Here is a 16,043-nt window from a genome sequence, read left to right on the forward strand (position 1 = left end):
CTGAGCGGTGCCGACCTGAGCCGTGCCTACCTGAGCGGTGCCTACCTGATCCGTGCCTACCTGAGCGGTGCCAACCTGAGCCGTGCCTACCTGAGCGGTGCCGACCTGAGCCGTGCCTACCTGAGCCGTGCCTACCTGAACGGTGCCGACCTGAGCGGTGCCGACCTGAGCCGTGCCTACCTGAGCGGTGCCGACCTGAGCCGTGCCTACCTGAGCGGTGCCGACCTGAGCGGTGCCTACCTGAGCCGTGCCAACCTGAGCGGCGCAACAGTTGAAAATGCAATATTTGGAGATAATCAGGGCATTTCTCCAGCTATGAAGCGCGACTTAATTGAACGCGGGGCAATTTTTGAAGATTCTCCAGGCGATCGCTCTCGTGTTCTCACTCGTGTCTAAAGGATTTGTGATCATAATTTCAGAATGTGACCTCTGAATCAAGATCAAGAAGAATGATGGGATGATAATTGCGATCGCTCTTTACCAAAAATATACCTTTTGCCTATTAACCTAAGTTGCTAGTACCTCTCGGCATAAATACGCCTACCTTTCACAAGTGTTTCAAATCACAGATTTTTCACCAACTTTAATGGTGGGTTTACTTGCGCCAAGCTGTACTAGTCATCTAGTTGAGGCTGGTAATGGGTAATTGGAAACTGCTGTAAAATCCTAGTTTTAATCCTGATTATCCTTCAATCCTGGAAATCCTGATTCTGACAGTTTCCCTAACTAGCAACTTACGTTATTACTTTTTAAGTCCTTACTATTAAGTTAAGTATCTTTCTATTAAGGAAAGATTAAAAATCCTAAAATCTTTAGCACAATAGTATAACCCGATTGTCTTTTGCGTGGTTTGAGGAGTTGAACTTATCTAAAGACACAGAGAGGTAAAATTATGGACGCTAATAGCTTCCTGAGTCAATATACATCAGGAAAACGGAATTTTAAGGGAGCAATTCTGCATCAGGCACAGTTAACTCAAGCTGAATTAACTGGTGTTAATTTATCTGAAGCTGACTTGAGTGGTGCTGATTTAAGTGAAGCAAACTTGAGTAAATGTAATCTATCTAGAGCAAATTTGACCAATGCCGATCTCAATGGCGCAAATTTGCAAGGTGCAAACTTGAGTGAAGTAAATTTGATTGGTGCTGATTTGACAAGAGTTAATTTCCAGGAAACTAACCTCAGTCGTGCAGACTTGCGAGCCGCAAATTTAACGTCAGCTAATCTACTGGGTGCAAACCTCAGTGAAGCAGATATCAGTGGTGCTGATTTCAGCAGTGCTAATCTTCAAAAAGCCAATTTGATTGGTAGCAATATCGAAGAATCAGAACTCTATGATGCAGATTTAACTGGTGCAATCATTTCTGAACCAGAGATGATTGAGGAAGTTCTGCATATAGGTTTATCCCATACATGGATCACATGGGCTGGAAGTTATTGATTTTTCAAGGGGAAATGGGAAATGGGGAATAGGAAATGGGGAATAGGAGTCATGGATTTTGGATTGTTTTTGTCATCTCCAATCTAAAATCTAAAATCTAAAATCTAAAATTTTCTTCCCCACTCACCAGTCACCACTCCTTAATAAACTAAAGGTGTTACACCACGCATTGCTCGTAAAGAATTTATACAAGCTGGGCAATCACAGCCAAATAAATCCACGGCCATATTGCTTTCTTCAATATTGAACTCTAGCATCTGAATATCAGCAGGAGTATCAAAATCTTCTGCTTGGGGTTGATACTCTGGAATTTGAGCTAATACAGAAGCTCTAGCACATACTAAACCAACTTTATGTTTATTGCGAATACAGGACAAATTATCTTTACTTTGGGCTGTATTCTGGGATGTATTTTTAACTGTTGGTTCTATCGCTTGGGCTTGCTTGAGCATCACTCCCATAGTCAACCAGGAGCTAATCAATACAGGAGAAGAAAAGAGGCTTAGTATAAATTTGTTCATCATCTTGCTTGATATAATGTTCTTGACTGCTAAGGATACACGATTAAATCTTTCAATTCAAGAGAACAGCTATCAGGAATAATAATAGTTGATTCCGGTGCTATAGAGTGTCAGTATTAGTCACTGACCAGTTATTTAATTTTTTGGACATAATTGTAGTAGTTATGTCTTTTGACTTTGACAATTTTTTCAATCCTCTTCCTTTCAGAGAGAGGTCATTGTCAATTGTCCATTGTTAATTGTCCATTATTGAAGTGTGTAGGCAGGAAACAGCAAGGATCAGGAAACAGGAAAGACGGGTTTTAGTTATTCAATCAATTTAGATATTGACTGAAAATTAACTATTAAAAAATGAATAATAAAATGTCCGCAAGAGCGGACATATATCAGGGCTTCTGTCACTTTTATTGGCTACAATCATGTATGAAACATGATGCTTTTATTGTTGATGATAAAAACCAAAAAATCAAGGGTTTACAAGCATTAGACTAGACATAACTACTTGAATTTTATCTTTTTATATAAGCCTTGATGAGTGATTAGAGACGTTGACCGGAATGTTTGTACGGAATTATTGTCAAATTTGTAATTACAGAGAACCAATTTTGTAGATAAATTATCAAGTGTGACTCCAACAGCGATGATGATTTTGACTTTTGTTAGCACAACTTTAGTTAAGGATATTCTATATTCTGAATCTTGGCAATTTTCTAGGAAATATCAACAGGAAAATCACCTCATAAACCTCATAAATATTTGGATGTTTTATATAAAACAATTTGTCTAATAGCATAGCAAAAATTACTAAAATCGGACATTTATTTTTAGACATAATTCCGATATTTATGTCTTTAAGTTCTGAAGATTTATGGTATTTTTAAATTAAATTAAATTAAAAAGGTAAAGGTGGTCAGGTATGACAAGCCCTGAGAATAATTTGTTATTCTTGGGGCTTTATTTAGGATCACGAATTTACAATAATCGACAATTAAAAATGAACCTGGAATGAAACAATTGTCAATTATCAATTGTCAATTATCAATTGATAACGACGTGGTGTATAAACTCTTGTATCTTTTTCACTGGTTTCAATTTTCCGAGTTTGGGAAGAACCAATAATAATCAAGGTTCGCATATCAGCATCCTTTGGTTTTAATTGTTCCAAATTAATGACTTTTACCGTTTGTCCTGGTCTGCCAAGATTCCACCCTAATATTACCGGGGTATCTGGTTTTCTGTACTTTAGTAAGATATTTTTCGCTTCTTCTAATTGCCAAGTTCTTTCTTTGGAAATAGGATTATAAAATGCAATTACAAAATCACCTTGGGCTGCGTTTGTAATACGTTGGGTGATAATTTCCCAAGGTTTTAAAATGTCAGAAAGAGAAATTACACAAAAGTCATGTCCCAAAGGTGCGCCAATAGCTGCTGCGGTGGCTTGCATGGCGGAAATACCAGGGGCTACTTGAATATCAATTGTTTGCCATTCTGGTTGTTGATATTTATCTATGACTTCAAAAACTGCGGTGGCCATTGCATAAATACCGGGATCTCCTGAAGAAACTACTGCTACATATTTACCTGTTGCGGCTAAGTCTAAGGCCATTTTTGCCCTTGCTTCTTCTTCTCTATTATCCGATTCATGAATTTTTTTACCTTCAGCTAAAGCACCAATTAAATTAATATAAGTCTTATAACCAACTAAATCTGTAGCATGATTGAGAATTTCTTTAACTTCGGGTGACATCCATTTTGATGCACCAGGTCCAGTACCAATAATGGCTAATTTTCCCTGTGGTTGTCCAATGGTTTCGGGGTTGATAATTTCTGGAGAAATACTCAGAGTAATCTGGGAAAATGGAGAACACAAAGATTTGTTATTTGGTTCTGTACCTGCACAAACAACTGCTTCATGAAAACAGTATCCTTGGGTGGTAAATTTTGTCAGTTGACTCACTGCAAAAAACCGAATGGGTACTTGAAAAATGTGGGCGATATTTTCCAGTATGCAATCAGCAGCTAGGTAAAGAGGTGCAAGAATAACAGCGACTGCTTTGGATGAAACCTGTGCGTCTTCTAGTAGTTCGTAAATGTGGCTAAGTGTTCCTGAGTTGGGGGAAGTAATGGCGATCGCTACTTTTTTGGGATGATAAACTAAACAGTCAGGTTGAGGAATTACGTTTTTTTCTGTCACCTCAATAGTTAACTCCCCATTTTCATCAATAGGTAAGTTACTTTCACTCAACCAAGGTGCTGTTCCTACTAATTTAACTTTTGCCCCTGCTAATAAGTCAGATATAAATTTTTTCGCATTCTCTGGGTTAGCTAAATGATATCCAAAAGGAGGAGATAACAACGCTGTCCGAAAACGCAAATCTCCTGTAGTGGTAATGGCAGCTTGTACTTTTAAAGCTGCTGCTATTTGCCGTGCTAATTCGTTTACTCCACTTAGTCCACCCAAAAGCGGGACAACTGCACTCCCATCTTCAGCTACAGCTAATACTGGTGGTTCTTGACTTTTATCTGTAATCAGTGGTGCTAAAGTTCTAATCAGAATCCCGGCTGCACATATACCAATTATCGGTGTGCCAGCGGCGAACAACTCGCGCAGTGTATCGCCAAAGTTTGTAAAGCTTACATCAACATCACAGGTGCGACTTGCTAACCCGTATAATTTTGCACCTGGTAAAATACTTGTAATTTGTCTGGCTACTGTGATACTATTTTGACCTAGTATGACAACGGCAGATGTCAACCTTGTTTTCATTTAAAATTTATATTTATTTACTTATTTTAAGATAGTTCTTCCTTATCAGGAGACACTATATCAGGTTTTTAGATGGGTGTCAATAGTCTTAACTTACTATTGCGCGGTGACTGGGGACTGGGGACTGGGGACTGGGGACTGGGGACTGGTGATTGGTGACTGGTGATTGGTGACTGGTGACTGGGGACTGGTGACTGGGGACTGGGGACTGGGGACTGGTGACTGGTGATTGGTGACTGGTGATTGGTGACTGCTTAAAGTCTTTGCTTAGTGGGTATAACTATCATCGAGAAATAAGGAACTTGTTCGGGATCTACTTCATCTAAAGGTACAATTCTTTGCTGTGTGGTTGTTGCCCGTTCAATATATTTTGCCCGTGAAGCTAGTCCTAATTGATGCAGGATATCACGCACTTTAGCAAAGTGACGACCGAGTTTCATGATTGCTGCTGCATCTGTGGCTAAAAGCTGGGCAGTTAGCATTTCTGTGGGCAGGGTAGCGGGTAGAACTGTGAGAATATCGTTGTAGTAGGTGAAGGGTACTCCCAAGGATACTGGACAGGCCATTAAGGAAGAAATGCCAGGGACAACTTCCGTCTGATACTGGTCAGATAAACGAGTGAAGATATACATGAAAGAACCGTAAAAAAACGGATCGCCTTCACACAATACAACGACATCCCGACCGGCGGCTAGATGTTCACCTATGGGTTCAACTTCTTTGTCATAAATGGCTTTGGCTTTTTCTGGTTCTAGGGCGCGGGGAAGATGATATAAAACTTCAATTTGATTACCGGGTAAGTATGGCGACACGATTTTTCTGGCGATACTTTCCCGATCTATTGCTGACTGATAGGCAATAACAGAGGCCGAACGTATTAAGCGTAATGCTTTTAATGTCAATAGTTCTGGATCTCCAGGACCAACACCAACTCCATACAGACGACCTTTTGAGTTCATATTTCTTCCTCGGTTGCTATGGCGTTAACGGCAGCAGAAGCGATCGCACTGCCTCCTCTTCGTCCATGTAAAGTCATAAATGGCACACCACGACTATCTTCTGCTAAAGCGACTTTTGATTCGGCCGCACCGACAAACCCCACGGGAAAGCCTAAAATTAATGCCGGACGTGGTACTCCCTCATCTAGCATTTCCAATAATCTAAATAAGGCTGTGGGTGCATTACCAATGGCCACAACTGCCCCATCTAAATGAAAACGCCACAGTTCTAAAGCTGCTGCTGATCGAGTATTTCCCAGGCGTTTAGCTATTGTTGGTACTTCTGGATCATTCAAAGAACAAATAATTGCGTTATTGGTGGGTAATCTTTTTCTGGTAATGCCTTGTGCAACCATGTGACAGTCACATAAAATTGGTGCGCCAGATGCTAAGGCTTTTCTACCTGCATCCACGGCATTGAGTGAATATGCTAACTCTGGAACTATATCCGGCATTCCACAGGCATGAATTAAACGAACAGCAATTTGCGCTACATCATCCGGTAGGGTATCTAATTTAGCTTCTGAGCGAATAATGGCAAAAGATTTTCTGTATATTTCCTCAGCATCGCGTATATAATTATACATAGTTTCGATATTTGGAATTTGAGACTTAAATGGATTGAACAGTGAACAATTGTTTGAGTTCAGATATATCATAACGATTGGCAAATTCTCTAAATGATTCTTGAGAACTAACCCGTTTCATTTGATACACTTTTAACATTCGTTCCATGAGTTGAGGTAATTCGGCAAAAGTCACATTTTCATAAATTGGACGACCAAATTGTTGTAAGGTATCGTCACCAAGATACACTTGATATCCTTCCCTGGATTCATTTTCTGCCTCAATTTTCACTCCTAGCAATGTAATATCACTTTGATGATGTTGAGCGCAAGATTTAACACACCCACTAAAATGAATATTAATAGCAGAATCTAAGGTGATGTGAGTTTCTAAATATTCTCCTAATGTTAAAGCGTGAGTTTTGGTGTCTGTTGCAGCAGCAGCACAACCCCGCTTTCCTGAACAGGAAACTAACCCGCTTTTAATGTTGGTAGCTGAATAACTCAGTTCTAGATGGGCAATTTCTCTTTGCACTTGTGCAATGTGTTCTTGGGCAATATCTGTGATTAGTAAATTCTGCCAAGGTGTGAGTCTGAGATTACTATTACCATATTTGGCGGCTAAATCAGCTAAACCCCGCATTTGCCAAGTTTGCAACCGTCCCAAGGGTAAAACAACACCGATATAATATAATCCTGATTGTTTCTGTTCATGTATGCCAATATGGTACATTTCTTGATTATTTTGATTATTATGTTTAGCTTCATCATGTAAATTTGCGAGTTTGCTTATTTGTGTGAGATTTTGAGATGCTATTTCTTTGGCTACCTGTAAATTATTTGCAGTTAAATACTCTGTAGCTTGTTGTAAATAATTTTCCCAGCCCAAATTATCAATAACCTCCCGCAAGCGTGGTTTACGCCGGCTACTAGGATCTGTATGCTGTAAGTAAACCTCCGCTAAAGCACCTAAAAATGGTATACATTGTGCGGGCGTTAATAAAATTCCTGTATTTATAAAAAATTTTTCTTTTTCACCACCACAAAAATGCAAAATGAGATATACTAGTTTATGTCCCCATTTCCCCGTAGGAAAGAACTTCGGTTCTTTCCTACCCCCCTGATCAATATCAACAGCCGCTAAAGTGATATCATTGGGGAAGTGTTTGAGAGAAAGTTTTCCACCACCATCGAAGCCAACGCTAAATTTTGCCGAAAGTCCGCCTAAATGGGAATTTTCTGTGATGTATTCATCCCAAGCTTTCACCAGAGGATGAGTATATATTAATTCTTGAGAGTCTATACCCGTAATGGGACTCGTCATAATATTGCGAATATGGTCTACAGCAGGATTAATAGAACCTAATCCCATTTTTTGTAATTGCTGGAGAATATCAATATTTATTTCTTGTTTAATTTCTCTGATTTGTAAATTAGCGCGATTGGTAACATCAACATAGCCGCCTCCATAATTATCCGCTATATTGGCGATCGCGTGTAGCTGTTCACTATTCAAAATGCCACCGGGTATTCTTAGGCGAGATAAGATGCCATCTTGGGCTGGTGTGGTGTAAAATAAACCTGGACAAGCTGTAAATGGACTTAACAAAATGGTCACTCCTTCCCCGTGCGACGCGGAGACAGAACAGGGATAAATTTCCTAGAGTTGGCATTCTGACTTGTTCAATTTAGGATTTTAGATTTTGGATTTTGGATTTTGGATTTTCTGATTACCCTTATTTTGTTACAATGTTTTTCTCAGTATCAATTATCTAAAATCAGCAATCTAAAATCTGACATTGCTTTACAGCTGCGGCACAGTCCCGGAATTTAACCGGAGTTTCCCAAATCTAAGATTTTGAATTATACCACAAGAAAGAATTTTTGGAAAGGTAATGGGTAATGGGTAATGGGTAATGGGTAATTAGGTTATTCATCTTCCCCCAGTCACCAGTCACCAGTCACCAGTCACCAGTCACCAGTCACCAGTCACCAGTCCCCAGTCCCCAGTCACCAGTCACCAGTCACCAGTCCCCAGTCCCCAGTCCCCAGTCACCAGTCCCCAGTCCCCAGTCACCAGTCACCAGTCACCAGTCACCAGTCCCCAGTCCCCAGTCACCAGTCCCCAGTCACCAGTCCCCAGAAGGATAGGCGATTTGATTCCAAAGTACCTCAATTTCTACACCTGTTAAAGCTTTAGTAATTTCTGTTTGGGAGTGAGTATAATAAAGGATAAATAAAACCAGTACCAATAAAACCAGGATAAATCCGCCAATGAGACAGATTATGTACCAAATTAAGTTTGATTTCAAATGCAATAGTTGACCTATTTTAACAACAAATTTTAGTATAAATATAATTTTATTATAAATAAAATTATTGGCTGTTGACCAGTCAAATCTTACTTTTGGTATATACTTATTTTAAAAATCTCTAGCCTTGGGTTGAAGAAAAATAATTATTTTCTTGTTTAGAATTGATTAATGTATTATAAATATAAAAAGATAAGTAAATCAAGCTTAAGGAAAGGAACTTAATATCCAGACACCGGGCTTCTTTAAGAAGTCCGGGATCTATCCACTATCCACTGTAAGTTGCGCCATTTTTGTATTTGGTTTGTATTTTGATGAGAGTATTTGGATTAGAAATGTATGAAAATTCAACCAGAAATTACCTATCGTAATGTAGAGAAATCAGAGGCAATTGATAATTTAGTTCATGAAAAAATTGCCAAACTAGAGAATATTTGTAATTACATCAATAGCTGTCACATTGCTATTGAAAAAATCCATGATCGTCCCCGTAGCGGTTCTCCTTATCGAGTGAGAATTGATCTGACTGTTCCGCCTGGCCATGAACTAGCAGCGGAAAAAAATCCGGGTGAGGGTGTTCAATATCAACCGTTAGATGCAGTAGTGAGAGAAACTTTTGATGCTATGCGTCAGCAGTTAGTTAAACTGACTCAACTGCAACGTGCAAGTGAACAAGCTGGCAGATATGAGGAAGCGCAAGAAAGCACAGGTTTGGTAACAAAATTATTTCGAGAAGATGGCTATGGTTTCCTAAAAACTTTAGATGGAAGGGAAATATATTTTCACCAAAATAGTGTTTTACATCACGACTTTGACCGTTTAGAAATTGGTACTGGTGTGCATTTTTCCTTAGAGGATGGGGAAGAAGGACCGCAAGCAAGCACTGTAAAAATAGTTGATAAACCTGGTGTGCGTGCTGGTAAATCTTCAGAAAAATTAGTTGAAACTCCTTTAGATTGGTAGGATTTAATAATGGACAATTGACAATGAACAATTGATAATTAATTATTACCTCTCCCTGTAAGAGAATAAAAACAGCAGATTTTTTGATTTTTTCACCTTCAAAGGAGAGGTTTTTAAGTTTGAATACAATAGTCAATTATCAACTGTTAATATCAATTATCAATTGATCACTTATTGGCTGGAAAGGATATGAATACACAAATTGATGAATTGAAAAAAACAGCATCTCAATTACTGGCAGCAATGCTATCTAATCCTCACATTTACCCTCAAGTTAGTGATGAGGGAGGTTATGGAAATTTGGAACAGAAATTAATGATTGCATCTGTAGAAATGGCAGAGAAATTAATTGAGCAGATTGACAAGAATAGCTCAAGAAAATGATCAATTTTTCTCCAAGGGCGAAGCATTCGGGCGAACAATGATCAATTTTTATCCCAGGCTATTTTCCGAAGGCTTCGCCCCTAATAGATTCTACCTTAACGGTGAGAGAGTTCTAAAAAACTAATTTTTTGTGGTATAAAACTTGATGAACTTTCCCAATAATCTGCTTTGTTAATATTGACTTTTAGCAAGGCAATATTCGGTTCATCTATTCCTTGGGGAAACCAAGTTTGTAATTCGGGTTTCCATTTCTCTTGTAATTTATTTCTATCTTTCACCAGTTCTGCTGTACCGGAAATAGAAATATATCGCTGTTGATCAGGTGAAGAAAAACTCACATTTACTTGTTGACGACGTTGAATTTCTAAGACTTTATGAGAATCAGCAAAGGTAAAAAACCAAAGTTTACCATCTGCATCAATGTCGCTAAAAATAGACATAGGACGACTATGCAAACTACCATCATCATCGACTGTAGTTAACATAGCATTGTCAATGTCTTTAATCAGTGTACGCAACTGCTGAGTTTTTTGATTGTGTTCTTGTGAATTTGCCATTTAGGTATTTTTTTATTTAGTAATGGGTAGCTCATATCTTTTTTAGTATTAATGTTTTTAGATTGCTATTACATGAGTCTATAGGTGTAATTATCACCTTAGTAATTAAGTTGCTTAGTGTATAACTAAAGGAATATTTTAAGAAAAAAAATTAGAGAAAAATGATAATTTTGTTTAGGAATTACAAATAATTATGTAACTTGAGGATGATGGCAATAGCTAGTAATTTTTATAATATTTTTTTATACTATTTTAGTGATTGACTGGATCAAGTGATAATAGGAGAGATGTAAAAATGGCATCTACATTAGACACAATTATTGAAGGTTTGACAGCAATTGTCTTTTCACCTGTGATTTTACCGATTGCATCAGCAATGAAACAACCTGTAGTCCAAAATACTATTAAAGATAGTATTTTGTTATCAGAAAAAGTTAAGGATGCAGTTGCAGAAATGGGTGAAACGGTAGAAAAAGTAAGCGCAGATGCAAGAAAGGAGAAACCAGAAAGTTTTCCATCTAGAACTCAATCTAGAAGTCAATTTAGAAATCAATCTAGAACTTATGGAAATTATTTCACAAATGGTAAATCAGAAGCAGCAAAAGATTTAATCAATGTCATCTCTGATATTAATACAGATGTGGCAAGAATGACAAATGGTGTTGCTGATTTACGAGTGATATTACCTGTAGGAATTGGTTTACTTTCGCTGCAACAATTGTTAAGAAAAGGATTTCAATTAGAAGAAATACCTTGGTATATATTGGCTTGGTATGCTTTTGATATTTTTACCAGACTAAATTTTGAGGATGAAACTCAATTAACAAATTTATCAATTAATACTGTTTCAATGGAATTTCAGGAGCAACAAAGTAGTGATTCAAATAATACACAGCAATGTCAAAGGGAGAGCTAGATATAAAATTGATGAACTTTATCGTTCGCAGTCATTAAAGATATATTTGGAGCGATCGCTTGCTAATTACCCAGAAATTATTTCTGTTGCTGCTAATGTGTTAACTAGCAATATTTTGGTTATTTTTCAACCAGACGTTAGCTATAGGAAAATTGCATATTTTATTGATAAAGCTTTATCGGGATATAAAGATAAGGCTGGATTTACTGATGTTAAAACATTAGTACACCCTACTAAAAAAGATAAGTTAACTTTATCCAAGCAAGAGCAAAAAACCGAAAATTGGTATTTAATGACAGCGGATAATGTTCTGCAATCATTAAATACTTCCCATATCTCAGGATTATCTAATGAAACTGCCAATAAATACCTGAATAAATATGGTAAAAACCTATTATCAGCAACAGTAAAACGCTCAGAAATCAGTATGTTAATTGAGCAGTTTAAATCATTACCAGTTGCTTTATTAGGTGTTGCTGCGGGAATTTCTATTTTCACTGGGGGAATTATTGATGCTGTAGTAATTTTGGGTGTAGTTGGTTTAAATGCTACCATTGGTTATATTACAGAAAGTCAGTCAGAACGCATTATTAATTCCCTGAAAAATCGCTCAGAAAAATCTACTTGGGCAATTAGAGATAATAAGCTACAAGAAATACCTACAGAAAATGTAGTTGTAGGAGATATTTTAGTTCTTAAACCTGGTAGTTATATTGCCGCAGATGCCAGAATTATTGAAGTTGATAATTTAACTATTGATGAATCTGCTTTAACTGGGGAAAGTGTTCCCGTTTCTAAAAATCCCACATTATTACATGGTGAAGATGTACCTTTAGCTGATCGTTTGAATATGATTTATAAAGGTACATTAGTTATTAATGGACAGGGTTTAGCAGCGGTAGTTGCTACAGGCAAATTTACCGAAATGGGTAAAATTCAGCAATTAGTTAGTGAAGCAACAACAACTCAAACTCCCCTTGCTAAACAATTAGATCAAGTGGGTAGTCAACTGGTTTTTATTAGTATGGGATTATGTGGTTTAGTGTTTGGAATGGGAGTTTTACGGGGATATAATTTATTAGCAATGTTGCAATCTTCTATATCTTTAGCAGTTGCAGCAGTACCCGAAGGTTTACCAACAATTGCTACCACAACCCTAGCTTTAGGCATTCGTGATATGCGAAAAAATAAAGTTATTGTTCGCAGTTTGAATGCAGTAGAAGCATTAGGTTCGGTGCAAACTATTTGTTTAGATAAAACCGGAACTCTCACAGAAAATAAAATGTCAGTGGTGGAAATAGTCACCGACAGTAAACATATTCAAGTCAGGGATGGTGAATTTATTACTGGGGAAAAAATTATTAATCCCTACACTTATAATGAACTATTAAAATTAATTCATGTAGCAATTCTTTGTAATGAAAGTGAAGTTAGTAAAAAAAATGATGCTGATGAATATCTGGTTACAGGTTCAGCTACAGAAAATGCTTTGATTTACACAGCGATTAGTGCAGGTGTAGATGTGATGGCGTTGAAAGAAAAATATCCTTTACTGCAAACTAATTTGCGTTCTGAAAATCGCAACCTTATGAGTACAATTCATGCAACTCATAATTGTCAGCAAATGGTGGCTGTGAAAGGAAATCCTGCGGAAGTTTTACAACTTTGTCATCGGTGGATGAAAAATGGTGAAGTTGTACCTTTGATAGCAGAAGACCGACAGAAAATAGAAATAGAAAATGATCGTTTAGCAGGAAAAGCGTTAAGAGTTTTGGGTGTGGCTTATGGTTATATTGAGGAAGTGGAAAATAACAATAATCATGAATCAGATTTAATTTGGTTGGGTTTGGTGGGGATGGCTGATCCAATTAGAAAAGGTGCAAAAGAATTAATTGCCGACTTTCATCAAGCGGGAATTAATACGGTAATGATTACTGGTGATCAAAGTCCTACAGCTTATGCGATCGCTAAAGAATTAGAATTAAATCGACATCCCCAATTAGAAATTCTTGACTCTAATAACCTCAATAATCTCACCCCGGAAGCATTAGCAGCACTCAGCGACAAAGTAGACGTTTTTGCCCGCATTAGTCCTAGTAATAAACTGCAAATTGTTCAAGCATTGCAGACATCGGGTAAAGTTGTTTCTATGACCGGTGATGGTATTAACGACGCACCTGCATTAAAAGCTGCTCAAGTCGGTGTAGCAATGGGTAAAGAAGGTACAGATGTCGCCCGTGAAGTTGCTGATATTGTCTTAGAAGATGACAGATTAGAAACAATGATGATTGCGGTTAGTAGAGGCAGAACAATTTACAACAACATTAGAAAATCTGTACATTTTCTCTTAGCTACAAATCTCAGCGAAATTATGGTGATGACAACCGCTACCGCAGTCGGTATTGGTGAACCTTTAAACGCAATTCAACTTTTATGGTTGAACTTAGTAACTGATATTTTCCCTGGACTTTCTTTAGCTATGGAAGCACCAGAACCAGACGTATTAAATCAACCTCCGCGTAACCCAAATGAACCAATTATTAAAAATACTGATTTTGGGAGAATTGTGTTTGAATCTGCTGTCATTTCTATTAGTACCTTAGCTGCTTATGGTTACGGTATTTTTAAATATGGAATTAGTCCTAAAGCTAGTACCTTGGCTTTTATGACTTTGACTTATGGGCAGTTATTACATACTATTAGCAGTCGTTCTGAAAAACACAGTATTTTTAGTCAGGAAAAATTACCGCCTAATCCTTATTTAACGACTGCTGTTGTTGGTTCTTTTGGTATTCAAATTTTGGCTTTAGCTGTGCCACAGTTACGGAGTTTATTGAAAATTGCCCCGTTGAATATGGTTGATACTGTTGTAATTTCTGGTGGTGCTTTGTTGCCATTGTTGGTAAATGAAGGGACTAAAAAAATAAGTTGATAAGATATTTTGATAACGAACCACAGAGGCACAGAGAACGCAGAGAAAAGAGAGGATTTTTTTATGAAAAAGGATTTTATGTTTACGTCGGAATCTGTGACGGAAGGGCATCCTGATAAACTTTGTGATCAAATTAGTGATGCTATTGTAGATAGGTTTTTACAACAAGATCCCTATGGGAGAATTATTACAGAATGTGCTGTGTCAACAGGTATTGTTTTTATTGCTGCGAGATTTGAACCTAGTGCAAATGTGGATTTTACTAATATTGCTAGGCAGGTAATTGAACAAGTTGGTTATCAACAAACAGAATTCAATGGTAAAAATTGCAGTATTTTAACTAGCTTAACAGAATTGCCTCCTGAAGAATATCATTTATTTGATGAAAAGATTTTATCTGATGCGGAAATAGAGAAAATTACTGTCAAGAATCAAGCTACAGTTTTTGGTTTTGCTTGCAATCAAACTTATAATTTTATGCCTTTACCGATTTGGTTAGCACATAAATTAGCTCGACAAATTAGTGAGGTGAGAAAGCAAAAAATCCTCTCTTATCTTACCCCAGATGGTAAAACCCAGGTAGGTGTTGAATATAAAAATCGTCAACCTTATAGGATTCACAGTATTACAGTTATCGCTAGTCAAAATCAATCGGCAAAACCAAATTTACAACAATTACAAGATGATATTAGAGAAACTGTGATTGCTCCTGTGTTTGCAAATGAAGCAATTAAACCTGATGCTAAAACTAGAATCTTTATTAATCCTGATGGATCATTTATTATTGGTGGACCCACTGCCCATGCAGGTTTAACTGGTAGAAAAAACGCTATTGATACCTATGGTGAATATTCTAAACATAGCGGTTCGGCGTTAAGTGGTAAAGACCCCATTAGAATAGATAGAATTGGGGCTTATGTTGCTAGATATGCTGCTAAAAATGTTGTTGCTGCAAAGTTAGCTGATGAGTGCGAAGTACAATTAAGTTATTCTATCGGACTTTCTCGACCTGTGAGTGTGCAGGTGGAAACTTTTGGCACTGGGAATATTTCTGATGAGGAAATTACTGCTATTTTAGAGAAACATTTTGATTTTCGGTTAGCAGGAATTATTAAACAATTTAATTTAAGGTTTTTACCTTCATTAACTAAAGGTGGGTTTTATCGCAAGCTTGCTGCTTATGGTCATGTGGGTAGAATTGATATAGAATTACCTTGGGAAAAGTTGGATAAGGTGGATGTATTTTGAATTTGGGGTTAATAATTAGGGCTTGCTGAAAAAGTTATCTGTGAAGGCAAGGGAACAGGGAACTCTTAACAGGGAACAGTTTCAGCTATCTGTCATCCTATAATTTCCTGATTTATCAGACCCAAAATGCACACTTTTTCAGGTATACCCTTCAAAATCCTTGCATCTTTTTCTTGTTTATTAGCCTCAAACCTTCAATATATCTAGCTTTTGTCTTTATTCAGCAAGCCCTACTTACAGCACTTTCCGGTGTAATGAGGTACACTATGGGCGGTCAAGACTTGTACTGAGCGGTTAGTGAGCTTGTACTGAGCGACTTGTACTGAGCCTGTCCTGAGCCTGTCCTGAGCCTGTCCTGAGCCTGTCCTGAGCCTGTCCTGAGCCTGTCCTGAGCCTGTCCTGAGCCTGTCCTGAGCCTGTCCTGAGCCTGTCCTGAGC

General features: G+C 37.6%; 14 protein-coding genes. 7 read left to right on the forward strand and 7 right to left on the reverse strand.

Features of this window, described 5'->3' with window-relative positions; translation table 11 throughout:
- Together H6F45_RS24880 and H6F45_RS24885 are read left to right on the forward strand one after the other, a co-directional pair.
- The coding region (locus tag H6F45_RS24880) for a pentapeptide repeat-containing protein (protein ID WP_190348682.1) at positions 1 to 396 on the forward strand (396 nt) is incomplete at its 5' end.
- A gap of 496 nt (positions 397 to 892) precedes the next feature.
- Entirely contained in the window at positions 893 to 1,441 is a 549-nt protein-coding gene (locus H6F45_RS24885) for a pentapeptide repeat-containing protein (RefSeq protein WP_190348683.1), read from the forward strand.
- A 140-nt stretch (positions 1,442 to 1,581) separates the two neighbouring features.
- On the opposite strand, the gene H6F45_RS24890 is transcribed toward H6F45_RS24885, so the two are convergent.
- The 6 genes from H6F45_RS24890 to H6F45_RS27205 form a co-directional block, all read right to left on the reverse strand.
- Complete coding sequence (locus H6F45_RS24890; RefSeq protein WP_096568149.1) at positions 1,582 to 1,962, reverse strand: hypothetical protein; 381 nt, start codon at positions 1,960 to 1,962, stop codon at positions 1,582 to 1,584.
- A gap of 1,024 nt (positions 1,963 to 2,986) precedes the next feature.
- On the reverse strand, positions 2,987 to 4,729 hold the full coding sequence (cobJ, locus tag H6F45_RS24895) for a precorrin-3B C(17)-methyltransferase (RefSeq protein ID WP_190348684.1): 1,743 nt from the start codon (positions 4,727 to 4,729) through the stop codon (positions 2,987 to 2,989).
- Between the two features lie 254 nt (positions 4,730 to 4,983).
- Positions 4,984 to 5,688, reverse strand: coding sequence for a precorrin-2 C(20)-methyltransferase (locus H6F45_RS24900; protein WP_190348685.1), 705 nt, complete (start codon positions 5,686 to 5,688; stop codon positions 4,984 to 4,986).
- Positions 5,685 to 6,314 (reverse strand): precorrin-8X methylmutase, encoded by a 630-nt coding sequence (locus H6F45_RS24905; protein ID WP_096568155.1) that lies wholly within the window; start codon positions 6,312 to 6,314, stop codon positions 5,685 to 5,687. Before H6F45_RS24905 ends, H6F45_RS24900 begins: the two co-directional genes overlap by 4 nt.
- A 25-nt stretch (positions 6,315 to 6,339) precedes the next feature.
- The gene (gene cobG / locus H6F45_RS24910) at positions 6,340 to 7,911 is read right to left on the reverse strand and encodes a precorrin-3B synthase (RefSeq protein WP_236104113.1); all 1,572 of its coding nucleotides are present in this window, start codon (positions 7,909 to 7,911) and stop codon (positions 6,340 to 6,342) included.
- 511 nt (positions 7,912 to 8,422) lie between these two features.
- Positions 8,423 to 8,545: a hypothetical protein gene (locus tag H6F45_RS27205; protein ID WP_277877029.1), complete on the reverse strand. Its 123-nt coding sequence runs from the start codon at positions 8,543 to 8,545 to the stop codon at positions 8,423 to 8,425.
- A gap of 399 nt (positions 8,546 to 8,944) precedes the next feature.
- Here H6F45_RS27205 and H6F45_RS24920 point away from each other — a divergent pair, with 399 nt between their 5' ends.
- Complete coding sequence (locus H6F45_RS24920) at positions 8,945 to 9,568, forward strand: HPF/RaiA family ribosome-associated protein (protein WP_096568157.1); 624 nt, start codon at positions 8,945 to 8,947, stop codon at positions 9,566 to 9,568.
- 189 nt (positions 9,569 to 9,757) lie between these two features.
- The gene (locus H6F45_RS24925; protein WP_096568159.1) at positions 9,758 to 9,952 is read left to right on the forward strand and encodes a hypothetical protein; all 195 of its coding nucleotides are present in this window, start codon (positions 9,758 to 9,760) and stop codon (positions 9,950 to 9,952) included.
- Positions 9,953 to 10,047: 95 nt separating this feature from the next.
- On the opposite strand, the gene H6F45_RS24930 is transcribed toward H6F45_RS24925, so the two are convergent.
- On the reverse strand, positions 10,048 to 10,509 hold the full coding sequence (locus H6F45_RS24930) for a pyridoxamine 5'-phosphate oxidase family protein (protein ID WP_096568161.1): 462 nt from the start codon (positions 10,507 to 10,509) through the stop codon (positions 10,048 to 10,050).
- A gap of 295 nt (positions 10,510 to 10,804) precedes the next feature.
- Here H6F45_RS24930 and H6F45_RS24935 point away from each other — a divergent pair, with 295 nt between their 5' ends.
- The 3 genes from H6F45_RS24935 (at position 10,805) to metK (ending at position 15,605) form a co-directional block, all read left to right on the forward strand.
- Entirely contained in the window at positions 10,805 to 11,425 is a 621-nt protein-coding gene (locus tag H6F45_RS24935; RefSeq protein ID WP_096568163.1) for a DUF5132 domain-containing protein, read from the forward strand.
- Entirely contained in the window at positions 11,385 to 14,357 is a 2,973-nt protein-coding gene (locus tag H6F45_RS24940; RefSeq protein ID WP_190348686.1) for an HAD-IC family P-type ATPase, read from the forward strand. The genes H6F45_RS24935 and H6F45_RS24940 overlap by 41 nt, the downstream gene beginning before the upstream one ends.
- 63 nt (positions 14,358 to 14,420) lie before the next feature.
- Complete coding sequence (metK, locus tag H6F45_RS24945; protein ID WP_190348687.1) at positions 14,421 to 15,605, forward strand: methionine adenosyltransferase; 1,185 nt, start codon at positions 14,421 to 14,423, stop codon at positions 15,603 to 15,605.
- Positions 15,606 to 16,043 lie beyond the last annotated feature (438 nt).

Origin of the sequence: Sphaerospermopsis sp. FACHB-1194, assembly GCF_014696235.1 — a bacterium.
Classification (GTDB): Bacteria; Cyanobacteriota; Cyanobacteriia; order Cyanobacteriales; family Nostocaceae; genus Sphaerospermopsis; species Sphaerospermopsis kisseleviana.

What these genes read in the sequence shown, in the direction of transcription:
- H6F45_RS24885 (WP_190348683.1), top strand. Translation starts at nt 893, where the DNA reads ATGGACGCTAATAGCTTCCTGAGTCAATATACATCAGGAAAACGGAAT.
- H6F45_RS24890 (WP_096568149.1), bottom strand. Translation starts at nt 1,962, where the DNA reads ATGAACAAATTTATACTAAGCCTCTTTTCTTCTCCTGTATTGATTAGC.
- cobJ (WP_190348684.1), bottom strand. Translation starts at nt 4,729, where the DNA reads ATGAAAACAAGGTTGACATCTGCCGTTGTCATACTAGGTCAAAATAGT.
- H6F45_RS24900 (WP_190348685.1), bottom strand. Translation starts at nt 5,688, where the DNA reads ATGAACTCAAAAGGTCGTCTGTATGGAGTTGGTGTTGGTCCTGGAGAT.
- H6F45_RS24905 (WP_096568155.1), bottom strand. Translation starts at nt 6,314, where the DNA reads ATGTATAATTATATACGCGATGCTGAGGAAATATACAGAAAATCTTTT.
- H6F45_RS24920 (WP_096568157.1), top strand. Translation starts at nt 8,945, where the DNA reads ATGAAAATTCAACCAGAAATTACCTATCGTAATGTAGAGAAATCAGAG.
- H6F45_RS24925 (WP_096568159.1), top strand. Translation starts at nt 9,758, where the DNA reads ATGAATACACAAATTGATGAATTGAAAAAAACAGCATCTCAATTACTG.
- H6F45_RS24930 (WP_096568161.1), bottom strand. Translation starts at nt 10,509, where the DNA reads ATGGCAAATTCACAAGAACACAATCAAAAAACTCAGCAGTTGCGTACA.
- H6F45_RS24935 (WP_096568163.1), top strand. Translation starts at nt 10,805, where the DNA reads ATGGCATCTACATTAGACACAATTATTGAAGGTTTGACAGCAATTGTC.
- metK (WP_190348687.1), top strand. Translation starts at nt 14,421, where the DNA reads ATGAAAAAGGATTTTATGTTTACGTCGGAATCTGTGACGGAAGGGCAT.